This window comes from Streptomyces sp. NPDC019937 (genome assembly GCF_040631655.1).
Taxonomy (GTDB): domain Bacteria; phylum Actinomycetota; class Actinomycetes; order Streptomycetales; family Streptomycetaceae; genus Streptomyces.
Genome location: NZ_JBEYAL010000004.1, coordinates 40,449 through 52,430 on the forward strand (window position 1 = coordinate 40,449; position 11,982 = coordinate 52,430).

Genomic DNA, 11,982 nt, shown 5'->3' on the forward strand with positions numbered 1-11,982 from the left:
GAACCGCGGCACCCTCATCCAGGTGTCTCCGGCGCCGGTCCGCGGGACCGGCCGTGGACCCGCTCCCGGGTCGCACCACGGTAGTTGGTACCCGGTGCACGTTACCCCGTGGTGACGTCCTGCGCGTATCGTGCGCGCCATGCGACGTGCTCGTTCTCCTCGCCGTACGGCGGCACGGGCGGTGGCCGCCGCCCTGCTGGCCACGGCACCCCTGGCCGCCCAGGCTCCCCCCGCCACCGCGGACTCCGTCGAACTGCCCGTCATCCCGGCCGTTCTGGGCCCCGACGCGCCCTGCACCAAGGCGTCGGGCGAGACGGCCCGCGACGAGCCGTGGACGCGGCAGGCGCTGGGCCTGAGCCGCAGCTGGCGGCTGGCGGACGGCCACGGCGTGACCGTGGGGGTGGTGGACACCGGTGTGGGGACGGACATCCCGGCCCTGACCGGGCGGGTCACCGCGGCCGGTGGCGCGGGCACCGACTGCGTGGGGCACGGCAGTTTCGCCGCGGGCCTGATCGCCGCCGCGCCCGGCAAGGGTTCGGGCGTGGCGGGCGCGGCGCCCGGGGCGCGGATCCTCGCGGTGCGCGGTACGGACAGCCGCGGCAACCCCACGGCGGACCGGCTGGCGAGCGGGATCCGGGCCGCGGTCGACGGCGGCGCGAAGGTCGTCTACGTGGGGCGCGCGGTGCCCACCGGCAAGGCCGTGCTGACCGCCGCCGTGGCGTACGCGACGCGGAACGACGCCTTGGTCGTCGCCCCGTTCGCGCCGGACGCGATGCCCGACGACCCCGAGACCAACGAACCGGCCGAGCCCGCCCCCTGGTACTGGCCCGCGGCCGCGCCCGGGGTGCTGTCGGTCATGGACTACGGCCCGGACGGCACCCGCCCGAAGAACGCGCCGGAGAAGGAGGGGGCGGATCTGGCGGCGCCGGGGGACGTGGCGGTCAGCGTCGGCCCGAGCGGCTCCGGGCACTTCATCGGCTCCGGCTCCTCGCTGGCGGCGGCGAACGTCGCCGGGGCGGCGGCGCTGGTGCGTTCGCGGCACCCGGGGATGAGCGCCGCCCAGGTGTCCCGCCAGCTGGTCACGGCGGCCTATCCGGCGGTCCCGCCGCGGCTGGACCCGTACGCGGCGCTGACCACCGTCCTCACCGACCGGCAGGGCACCACACCCCGTCCGGCCCCCGCGAAGATTCCCCCGGCCGCCTCCCCGCAGCCGCTCCACCGCGCGCTGCTGATCGCGGGCGCGGGCGGCGGAGTGGTGCTGCTCGTGGCGGCCGCCGCGGTGGTGATCCCGCGAGGCCGGGCGCGGGGCTGGCGCCCGGCGGGCCAGGAGGACCGGCCGGCGGTCTGAGAACGCCCGGACCGCGTGTGATCTCCGCCGCGAATTCTGGGGAATCCCCTAGATATCCGCACCGGATTTTCCGCTGCCCCGGCCGGTTACCCCGGCCGGAAAGGACCCCCGGACGCCCCGGCCGGATACCCGCAACCGGAATCCCGGCCGGATACCCCGGCGGATGCCCCCGCCGGAATCTCCGCCGGAATCCCCGCCGAGAACGGGAACCGCCCCCGGTGCCGAGCACCGGGGGCGGATCCATTTACGGGTTTTACTCCTCTTGCACGGCTTACGTGGCCGACGTGTCCACGAGCGCCGTCTGGACCTGAGTGGTCTTGCGGCGGGCGACCCGGATGGCCCGCCCGGGGTTCAGGCTCCGGCCCTTGACGTTGCCCAGCAGATAGCCCTCCGAGGGCGGGCAGGACATCAGCAGGGCGGGCGTGTTGACCTCCAGCAGCCGCCGCATGAGCATCTCGTTCAGCCCGCGCCCGGCGCCGGACGCGGAGCGGGTGACGATGATGTGCAGCCCGACCTCCCAGCCCAGGGCGAGGTGGTTGAGCAGCGGGTCGAACGGCGAGTTGCCGATGCCGGCGCCCAGCATGTCGTAGTCGTCGATCAGGATGAACAGCCGCGGCCCGGGCCACCAGTCGGCCTGCTTCATCCGGCCCGGGGCGATGTCCGGGCCCGGCACCCGGGTCTGTACGGCGCGGGCGGTCCCGTCGATCATGTCCTTCAGCGCGCTCATGGACACCGCGTGGCCCAGCCGGTACTCCTCCGGCACCGCTTCCACCAGGTCACGGCGGTAGTCCACGAGCACGATCTGCGCCTCGGCGGGGGTGTACCGGTCCATGATGGACTTGGCCATCAGCCGCAGCAGGTTGGTCTTGCCGCTCTCGGTGTCGCCCACCACGACCATGTGCGGGCTCTCACTGAAGTCGTGCCAGACGACCGACAGCCGCTCCTCCTCCAGGCCGATCGGCACCCGGAAGTCGCCCCCGGCCGGGGGAAGCTGCTTGGCGGGCAGCTCTGTCGGCAGCATCCGCACCCGCGGTGCCGCCGGGCCCGTCCAGCTCTCCTTGATGGCCGACACCAGACCGGAAACCCCTTCCGACAGGTCCTCGGCCGACTCCATCCCGTCGATGCGGGGGAGTGCGGTGAGGTAGTGCAGTTTGCCCTCCCGGGTGAGGCCGCGGCCCGGGATGCGCGGCACGGTCGAGGCGCGGCGGTTGTCGATCTCGGAGTCCATGGCGTCACCCATCCGCAGCTCCAGATGGGTGCCGGCCTGGTCGCGCACCGCCGCGGTGAGCTCCACCCAGCGGGCGGTGGTCACGATGAGGTGGATGCCGTAGTTCAGGCCCCGGGAGGCGATGGAGGCGAACGTCTGGATGTTGCGGTCGTAGTCCTGGCGCACCGTGGACCAGCCGTCGATCACGAGGAACACATCGCCGTGCGGCTGGTCCGCGAACTCGCCCGCGGCCCGGCGGCGGCGGTACGTCGCCATCGAGTCGATGCCGTGGGTCAGGAAGAACCGCTCGCGGTCCGCCAGCAGCGAGGTGACCTCGGAGATCGTACGGCCCACCCGCTCGGAGTCCAGGCGCGCCGCGACCCCGGCGGTGTGCGGCAGCTCGGCCAGTGACGCCAGCGTGCCACCACCGAAGTCCAGGCAGTAGAACTGCACTTCGCGCGGGGTGTGGGTGAGGGCCAGCGCGGTCAGGATGGTGCGCACCATGGTGCTCTTGCCGCTCTGCGGACCGCCCGCGATGGCGACGTGGCCGCCGACCCCCGACAGGTCGATGGTCAGCAGGTCGCGCAGCTGCTCGAAGGGCTTGTCCACGATGGCGATCGGCACCGCCAGCCGCCCGCGCAGCGGCGAGCCGACCGTGGTCAGCCCCAGCTCCGGATCGGGCGTCAGCGGCGGCAGCACCTGGTCCAGCGTCGCGGGCAGGTCCAGCGGCGGCAGCCACACCTGGTGGGCGGCGGGTCCGGCGCCCAGCAGCCGGTCCACGGCCACCGACAGCAGGGTGTCGCTGGTCTCCTCCTCCGGCTCCGGCTCGGGCTCGGGCACGTCGGGGAGCTGGCGGGGCACCACGTAGCCCGAAGTCCACGGCACCGTCTGGCTGGCCACCCGGGCCTGGTTCACCCGGCTGCGCCGCTGCTGGTACGGGCCGGAGACGTACGCGGCGCGGAACCGGGTCAGCGCCTCCACACCCGACTTGAGGTAGCCGCTGCCGGGCTGCGGCGGCAGCTGGTAGGCGTCGGGCACGCCCAGCACGCCGCGGCTCTCCATGGCGGAGAAGGTGCGCAGGCCGATGCGGTACGACAGATGGCTCTCCAGCTGGTGCATCCGCCCTTCGTCCAGCCGCTGCGAGGCGAGCAGCAGATGGACGCCGAGGCTGCGCCCGAGCCGTCCGATCATCACGAACAGCTCCATGAACTCGCGGTGCGCGGCCAGCAGTTCACTGAACTCGTCGACGATCACGAACAGGCTGGGCAGCGGCTCCAGCGGGGTGCCGGAGGCCCGCGCCTTCTCGTAGTCCAGGGCGGAGGTGTAGTTGCCGGCGGAGCGCAGCAGCTCCTGGCGGCGGATCAGCTCACCGTGCAGGGCGTCCTGCATGCGGCCCACCAGCGCGGCCTCCCCCGCGAGGTTGGTGATCACCGCGGAGGTGTGGGGCAGTTCGTCCAGGCCGAGGAAGGTGGCGCCACCCTTGAAGTCCACCAGGACGAAGTTCAGCGTCTCGGAGGAGTTGGTCAGCGCCAGCGACAGCACCAGGGTGCGCAGCAGTTCGCTCTTGCCGGAGCCGGTGGCCCCGATGAGCATGCCGTGCGGCCCGGTGCCGCCCTGCGCGGACTCCTTGATGTCCAGCTCCACCGGGGTGCCGTCGGGGCCGACCGCGATCGGCACCTTGAGCCGGTTGGACCCGGTGGCCTGCTTCCACAGGGTGTCCGGGTCGTGGCGGTACAGGTCGGAGATGCCCAGCAGGGTGGTGAGTTCGACGTCCGAGGACAGCGGCTCGGCGGCGTCGCCGCCACCCATGCCCATCCGGTACGGGGCGAGGCGCTTGGCCAGGGCCGTGGCGCCGACCGGCCCGAAGGTGTCGGGGCGGCCGAGCCGGGTGGTCTGCTCCTTGCGCTCGCGGTCGGTGCGGACCAGCTCGAAGGAGTCCTCGCTGACGTCGAAGCGCAGGGTGACCCGCCCCGGGCGCCAGGTCAGCGCGCCGGTCAGGTCGAGCACGACGCAGTTGCGGAAGCCCGCCCCGTCCAGCCGGTGCCGGCCGGGGACGGCACCGCCGTCCACCACGATCACGGTGAACGGCTCGTCACGCCCCGTCGAGGCGTCCGGGTCGAACGAGGGCCGCTCCATGAACTCCGCGCCGAGCAGGTCCTCCAGCTCGTTGAGGGCGGAGACGAACATCCGGGCCGCCCCCGCGCCGTCGTTCTCCTGGGGGTGGAGGTTGTGGGGGAGCCACTTCACCCACTCCCAGTCCGCGCGCCGCTCGTCCGACACGCACACCGCCACCCACACGTCGTCCGGGGCGTGGAAGGTGGCCAGTTGGGCGATGATCGCGCGGGCGAGGGAGCGTATCCGCTCCTCGTCGCCCCGGAACAGCACCCGTGCCCAGGCCCGCAGATAGATGGCGATGGGCTGCTCGGGCACGGTGGAGTAGGCCCGCATGAAGCTGCGCAGCGCGTGCGCCGTCAGCGGCTCCAGGTCCTCGACCGGGGTGGTTGCCGTGGGCGACAGCCGCAGGCCCAGCTTCTGCTCCCCGACGGCCACCCGGATCTCGCCGAAGTCCTCGTCCTGCGGGCGGCGTTCCCACAGCCGGGTGGTGCCCGCCAGCGACCACAGGGCCGAGGGCGGCGGGTGCCGCCACGCCAGCGCCTTCTGCTGATCGGTCACGGCGGTGCGGACCTTGCGCCGGATCTGGGTGAGATAGCGCAGGTAGTCGCGGCGCTCACCCTTCAGGCGCTGTTTGCGCTCGCTTGTCTTGCGCATCATCTGACCGAGCATCATGGCCGCCGAGGACAGCACCATCAGGCCCATGGCCAGGTACATGAAGTGGCTGCTGCCGCCGCCGCTCATGCCCGGTCTCATGAACATCAGCATCATGGAGACCGACATGAGCGCCATGGGCAGGTAGGTCCAGATGGCGGAGCTGTCCGGAACCACTTCGGGCAGCGTGGGGGGTTCCTGCAGCTTCAGCTCGCCGTCGGGCATTTCGGGGCCGCGCCGACGGGCCGGGCGGCGGAACAGGACCACACTCAAGGAATGGTCTCCTCACGGGTGGGACAACGGTGGGGGCAATGCTCTCGGTCGGTGGCGTATCGTCACGTCCGCACAGACAACCGGAATACAACAACTGTGCAACTCGGTATACCAGTAGAGGGAGGCGGCCAGTAATGTGCACCCTCCCGGAGACACATTTGGCACGCACATACGCTGGTGTCTCATCAGCATCATCCGTCCCACATCATTCCGTCACCACGGAAACCCGGGAACCCCCCTCGCAGACCCCCGGAAGAAGCGTGAGCCAGCCCGATGACTGACAACCAGGTGGCCGGTCTGTGCCGCCTGACCGTACGTGCACCGGCGAAGACCATCGACCTCGCGGTCCCCTCCGACGTCCCGGTGGCCGACCTGCTGCCCGCCGTCCTCGGCTACAGCGGAGACGACCTCGCGGAGACCGGCATCGACCACGGCGGCTGGGTGCTGCAACGCCTCGGCGGCGAACCGATGGACGAGGAGCGCACCCTCGACTCCTACGACCTGCGCGACGGCGAGACGATCTACCTCCGGCCGCGTATCGACGCCCTCCCCGAGGTCCACCTCGACGACCTGGTCGACGGTATCTCCACCACCATGCAGGACCGGCCGCACGGCTGGTCCCCGCTGGCCAGCACCCGGCTGCTGCGCGGCTTCGCGGTGACCGCCCTGGCGGCCGGGCTCGCCGTGCTCGCCCTGCCCGGCGGCTCCCCCTGGCTGCGCGCCCTGTGCGCGGCGGCGGCCGGAGTGCTGCTGCTCGCCGGGGCCGGCTCGGCCAGCCGCGCGGTCGGCGACGCCGCCGCCGGCGCGGTCCTCGGCTTCATGGTCGGCCCCTACCTCGCACTCGCCGGATGGCTGCTGCCCGGCGGCGACTTCGACGGCCCGCACAGCCACGAGGTGCTGGGCGCCCGGATGCTGGCCGCCTGCGCCGCGGGCGCGGGCGGCGCGATCGTCGCGCTCGCCGCCGTGGCCTCCTTCGCCGCGCTCTACCTCGGTCTCGCCGTGGTCATGGTCTTCGGCACCCTCGCCGGTGCCCTGATGGTCATCACCGACCTGGGACCGGCTCATGTGGCCGGCATCCTCGCCCTGGTGGCCGTCATCCTCGGGGCGTTCGTCCCCTCGCTGTCCTTCCGGATGTCCGGCATGCGCATGCCCCCGCTGCCGACCAACGCCCAGCAGCTCCAGGAGGGCATCGAGCCGCACGCCACCTCCGTGGTCGCCGCCCGCGCGGTGCTCGCCGACGGCTGGATGAGTTCGCTGTACGGAGCCGTGGGCGCCGCCTGCGCGGTCTGCCTGGCCGTGCTCACCCACGACGGCGGACTCCCCGAGGTCATCATGTCCGTCGTGCTCTCCCTGCTGCTGTTGCTGCACGGACGCGGTCTGGGGAACGTATGGCAGCGGCTTTCCCTCTTCCTCCCCGGGGCCGGAGGTTTCCTCCTCCTGGTCCTCTTCAACGCCCTGTCCTACTCGCCGGACCGCCGGCTGCTGCTGGCCGCGAGCCTGCTCGCCGCCACCGCGGGCATCGCCATCGCCTCGTGGACCGTGCCCGGGCGACGGCTCGTGCCGTACTGGGGCCGGGCGGCGGAGATCCTGCACACCGCCGCCGCCATCGCCCTGCTGCCGCTGGCCCTGTGGGTGCTCGGGGTGTACAGCGCCCTGCGCGGCCTGAACGGCTGACCGTCCGAACCGGAGGAAACGCACAGTGCAGTCCAAGCGCGACCAGGTCCAGGCGCACATGTTCATCATGGGGCGGCTCACCTCGGGCATGCTGCGCGCCGACCCCGACGCCCCGGAGAGCCCCCAGGGCCGGACCAACCGGGGCGTGGCCATCAGCGTGATCATCGCGATCCTGATCGCCGCCGGATCCTTCGTCTTCGGCCTGATCAAGCCCGGTGCGAAGAACTCCTGGCGGGCCCAGGACACCCTGGTGGTCAACAAGGACACCGGCGGCCGCTACCTCTACCTCGACGGACGGCTGCGCCCGGTGCGCAACTACACCTCGGCGCGGCTGCTTCTCGGCGCGAAGATGAAGACCGCCTCCGTCGGCAGCACATCGCTCGGCGGCACCCCGCACGGCGCGCCGGTCGGCATCGCCGGGGCCCCCGACGACCTGCCGGGCGGCGACAGCCTCACCACCGACCCGTGGCAGGTGTGTTCGGGCACCACCGGCGGCTCCACCGCCACCGCCCTGGCCGTCGGCCAGGACATCGACGGCACCGGCCTCGGCGACTCCGAGGGGCTGCTGGTCACCGGGCCCGACAAGGCCGACTACCTGGTGTGGCAGGGCAGCAAGCTCCGGATGGACACCACCGGCCAGGCCCGCGAAGCCCTCGGCTACGCCTCCCGCACCTCGGTGAAGGTGTCCGCGGCGCTGCTCAACTCGCTGCCCACCGGCCCCGATCTGGCCGCCCCCGACGTTCCCCTGCGCGGCAACCGGGGGCCGTCCCTGGGGGGCGGTCAGACCCGGATCGGACAGGTCTTCCAGGTCTCCGCGCCCGGTGCCGACGCCCGGTACTACGTGCTGCGCAAGGAGGGGCTGACCCCCGTCAACGCCACCGTCGCCGCGCTGCTCATGGGCAACCCGGAGACCAGGCAGAAGGCGTACGGGGGCGGGGCGGTCAGCGCCGTCCCCCTGGGCGCCGACGCGGTGATCGGCCACCTGGCGCCCGGCGCCGAGGACGCCGACACCACCGAGGACCTGCCCCCGAGCCCGCCGAAGGCGGTGGACCTCGGCGAGGGCGAGACCCCGTGCGTGGGCATCCAGTCCGGCGACGACGGTACGCGGGTGAGTGTGACCCTGGCCGCGAGCGACCAGCTCGGACGGGCCGCGCAGGCGACACCGGAGGGGCTGACCCCGGCGTGTGTGACGGTCAACCGGATCGTGACGCCCCCCGGCGGTGGCGCCCTGGTGCACACGCTCGGCGCGGACGGCTCGAACGTCGGCAGCACCGTGTACCTGGTGACGGACAGCGGGGTGAAGTACCGGGTGCCGACGGCCAAGTCACTGGAGGCGCTGGGCTACACCGCGGGGCAGGCGCAGCGGCTGCCGTCGTCGCTGCTGTCCATGGTGCCGACGGGCCCGGATCTGACGCCCGCGGCCGCGGTGTCCGGCCGGGGCGAGGCGACGGCCCCGCCGTGCGGCGACAAAGACAAGAAAGGGAACGGGTACTGACGGTAATTGGCCGTCTTCCCCATCGGCATATCGACATTTGAGGATGGCTTGAGCTTTTGTCGGAGCGGGGTCGCGACGGGCAAAACTAGGGAAATTGTTGAAACCCGTCTGTTGCGGCTTTTCTGGCCGGCAAGTATTGCTCATCGCTTGTTCGGCCACCTACCATCCTTGTCTGGACCAACTGGATGTTGGTGCATCTGCATCCGGTTGCGCAAGCCACGCCAGCGCATCGGGCCTGGCGGCGGAAATCCACCGGAAAGGGCAGCGTCATGGCAGGCATGCAGCGGTCAGAAGAGCAGGGAACACGGAACGGCATCCAGGCCCTCGAGATGGCCTTCTCGGGCGTTCAGAGCCGTCGGCAGGACGTCGAGAACACCAAGCAGGGCATGATGCAGGCCCTCCAGGGCAGTGACGGTGGCGCCTTCCAGAAGCTTCTGGACTCCTGGGACGAGCACGCGGAAATCATCTCCAAGAACCTTCAGGACATGATCAACCAGCTCAACGACACGCTTCGCTCCAAGGGTATGACTCAGGGGTCGTCGAACGAGGCCGTCAACCAGGCGTTCTCCCAGTCACAGACCATTTTCGACAATCTGATGGGCAGCACCGCCGGAAAGTGACCCTGAGCGGCCGGTGTCGCACCGGCCCGGTTCCGGTCTGTGCGGGCCGGAGCATATTCCGCATCCCCATACCCCCAGAGCGAGATGAGGTCCCCGATGTCCGACAACCTCACTGACGGATATATCTACGTCAGCTATGCGCACGTCGACAACGCCGTTGATGACATGCGGCTGCAGACGCAGGAGATCGCGAAGATCATCAACAGTCTCAACGACGAACTCCAGGCGCTGAAGAACACCTGGGAAGGTGACGACCGCCAGGCCTACGACGAGAAGCAGGCCGCCTGGAACCAGGCCGTCGAGAACATGCGCAAGTGGCTCGGCGACAATGCCCAGACCCTGAACCACATCCGCGATCTGTACACGCAGAACGAGAAGAGCCAGACGCAGAGCTGGCAGGACGTGAAGATTGGCGGCTGATCTCAGCGCTGTGCGGGCGGCCGTTCCACATAAGGAAAGACGTGGGGCGGCCGCCCGCTGTGTCATCCGGACAGTGAGGTAAGAGAAAGGGCGAGAGCATGGCCGAGACCAATCAGCCGACGACACAGCTCAACAAGGAGTGGCTCGAGAACTTCCGCAAAGTTGATCTCGCGGACTTCAAAAAGGCGCTCAAAACGGTAACCGAGAACGGCAAGACGGACCCTGTGATTCCTTCGATGAAGGCGCTCAAGGGGGACGACGACGGCGTCCCCAACCTTCCGTTCGGCACGCCCGTTCCGTTGGCGATCGGAAATCTGGCGTCGGATCCGGGCACGCACGGGGAATCGATCAACAAGGCCGTGGTGGACATGGTGACGCTCCTCGACGGGATCCTGAAGAGCCATGTGACACTCTTCGATGACATCGATGACGCCATCGAGGAAACCATTGACTCCCTGTTCAAGACCCAGGGAGAGAGCCTTGATGCCGTCGAGGGTCAGAAGCTGGTCGACATCTTCGAGGATGTGGAGGACGACCTGACGACGCCGGCGAACGAGGAGGAGGGCGGCGGGGACGACAAATAAGCCCGGTCACCGACGTCGTTGAGTCTTTCCCTGCTTGAGTAACCGACCCTTCTGATGGAGCCTCGCCATGGCCGATAACAAAGAGTACGACGACTACTGGTGGAAAGCGGTCAAGCTCTTCACCGGCTATGAAGCGCCGGCGAGGAACACGCTGTTCGACCAGATCGTCGGCAACGCCGGCATCAAGCAGATGAAGGTGGAGATCACCAAGCAGGGCAGCGTCGAAACCATCGACGCGAATGACTTCAACTGGATGGTCGAGAACGCCGGGTGGGACATCCAGAACACCGACTTCGTGATCCCGTTCTATACGTACAGCGGAGGCGACGTCGATTATTACAAGGCCCGTTTCACGCTGCTCGGGGCCAAGATCGCGGACGGCAAGCCGGTGGGTGGCGAGGTCGTCGGCGGTGAGGGAAAGAGCAGGTACGGCAAGGAGCTGGAGGGTGGCCACTTCAAGCCGAGCGACAACGGGACGGTCTGGAACACCTTCGACCTGACCAGTTACTCGTATGGGACGGGTAAGGCGCTGAAGGCTCTGCTGGAAGAGCCCAATGGAACCCTCGGGTTCTCCTGGGGCGGGAAGCCTCCCATTCCGCTCGACAAGGGCGTGCGGCTGGCTTCCTTCGACATGGCCGGGGATGCCTTCGACCGGGTGGCCAAATTCTTCTGGGACAGCAACGCCACCATGACCGAGTGGCAGAACAAGGTGGGCAAGGACGAGAACGATGCCTGGAAGGGACAGGCCGCCGGCGTCTTCTGGGACCTCATCCATGAACTCGGCAGGCGATACGGCCACTACGCCGACGACATGGAGGCAGTCGGCAGCGTGTCCAAGCAGGGCAAGGCGCTCAGGCAGGCGGGGACGGATCTCAGGACACAGGCCCAGAAGATCTACAACAAATGGGATTACTGGAATGTGGCCATGGGCAACCCGCTGCGGTGGCTTGTCGACCTGTTGTCGGATATCGCCACTGAGACCTGGAAGTGGAATCTGACCCAGGTCGACGCCGACTACCAGTACAGTTACAGCGCTTATGGCGGCACCGGTTACTGGGACTACAGCACGACCTCGGACTTCACGCAGAACGCCTGGGACAACGGGAAGGGCGATCGTGCCAAGCGGTCCTATGGCGACATGAAGGAGCTGAGCACCTGGAAGGAAGTCGGCGATCAGGCGATCGCCGACTGGGAGGCGTCGGTCAAGACCAATCTGATCGACCCCGCCGAGCAGGCGCTGAAGGATCTGGCCACGGCCTGGGGATCGTCGCACTTCGATCTGGGCTCCATCCGGACCAAGGGCGACAAGGGCATTAAGGAAGAGTACACCGAGGACAAGGCGTACAAGGAGAAGAAGGACGCGGAGGACAAGGCCGCGAAGGAGAAGAAGGAGGCCGAGGAGAAGTACGCGAAGGAGAAGAAGGAGGCGGAAGAGAAGGCGGCGAAGGAGAAGAAGGAGGCCGAGGAGAAGTACGCGAAGGAGAAGAAGGAGGCGGAAGAGAAGGCCGCCCAGGAGAAGGCGGAACAGGAGAAGAAGGAGAAGGAGCAGGAGGCCAAGCAGGAGCAGAAGGAGAAGGAGGCGGAGCAGAAGCAGG

Annotated in this window: 8 protein-coding genes; 7 read left to right on the forward strand and 1 reads right to left on the reverse strand. The window is 69.4% G+C overall.

Annotation, left to right across the window (positions count from 1 at the left end; genetic code table 11):
* The first annotated feature begins 139 nt into the window (after positions 1 to 139).
* The gene (locus tag ABZ562_RS04950) at positions 140 to 1,348 is read left to right on the forward strand and encodes a S8 family serine peptidase (RefSeq protein ID WP_361474144.1); all 1,209 of its coding nucleotides are present in this window, start codon (positions 140 to 142) and stop codon (positions 1,346 to 1,348) included.
* A 271-nt stretch (positions 1,349 to 1,619) separates the two neighbouring features.
* Here the strand turns inward: ABZ562_RS04950 and eccCa are convergent, their stop codons facing one another.
* Positions 1,620 to 5,588: a type VII secretion protein EccCa gene (eccCa, locus tag ABZ562_RS04955; RefSeq protein WP_361474522.1), complete on the reverse strand. Its 3,969-nt coding sequence runs from the start codon at positions 5,586 to 5,588 to the stop codon at positions 1,620 to 1,622.
* A 279-nt stretch (positions 5,589 to 5,867) separates the two neighbouring features.
* On the opposite strand from eccCa, the gene eccD reads away from it, so the two are divergent.
* From eccD to ABZ562_RS04985, 6 genes are all read left to right on the forward strand, one after another.
* Entirely contained in the window at positions 5,868 to 7,268 is a 1,401-nt protein-coding gene (gene eccD, locus ABZ562_RS04960) for a type VII secretion integral membrane protein EccD (RefSeq protein WP_361474147.1), read from the forward strand.
* Between the two features lie 25 nt (positions 7,269 to 7,293).
* The gene (gene eccB / locus ABZ562_RS04965; protein ID WP_361474149.1) at positions 7,294 to 8,763 is read left to right on the forward strand and encodes a type VII secretion protein EccB; all 1,470 of its coding nucleotides are present in this window, start codon (positions 7,294 to 7,296) and stop codon (positions 8,761 to 8,763) included.
* A 269-nt stretch (positions 8,764 to 9,032) separates the two neighbouring features.
* Entirely contained in the window at positions 9,033 to 9,383 is a 351-nt protein-coding gene (locus ABZ562_RS04970) for a hypothetical protein (protein WP_361474525.1), read from the forward strand.
* A gap of 96 nt (positions 9,384 to 9,479) precedes the next feature.
* A complete protein-coding gene (locus tag ABZ562_RS04975; protein WP_063787132.1) occupies positions 9,480 to 9,803 on the forward strand; it encodes a WXG100 family type VII secretion target in 324 nt (107 codons plus the stop codon).
* Between the two features lie 98 nt (positions 9,804 to 9,901).
* A complete protein-coding gene (locus ABZ562_RS04980) occupies positions 9,902 to 10,387 on the forward strand; it encodes a type VII secretion system-associated protein (RefSeq protein WP_361474152.1) in 486 nt (161 codons plus the stop codon).
* Positions 10,388 to 10,454: 67 nt separating this feature from the next.
* On the forward strand, positions 10,455 to 11,982 hold a 1,528-nt coding region (locus ABZ562_RS04985), incomplete at its 3' end, for an AAWKG family protein (RefSeq protein ID WP_361474155.1).

Excerpts from the sequence above, each read along its gene's own strand:
- ABZ562_RS04950 (WP_361474144.1), top strand. The coding sequence starts at position 140 with ATGCGACGTGCTCGTTCTCCTCGCCGTACGGCGGCACGGGCGGTGGCC.
- eccD (WP_361474147.1), top strand. The coding sequence starts at position 5,868 with ATGACTGACAACCAGGTGGCCGGTCTGTGCCGCCTGACCGTACGTGCA.
- ABZ562_RS04970 (WP_361474525.1), top strand. The coding sequence starts at position 9,033 with ATGGCAGGCATGCAGCGGTCAGAAGAGCAGGGAACACGGAACGGCATC.
- ABZ562_RS04975 (WP_063787132.1), top strand. The coding sequence starts at position 9,480 with ATGTCCGACAACCTCACTGACGGATATATCTACGTCAGCTATGCGCAC.
- ABZ562_RS04980 (WP_361474152.1), top strand. The coding sequence starts at position 9,902 with ATGGCCGAGACCAATCAGCCGACGACACAGCTCAACAAGGAGTGGCTC.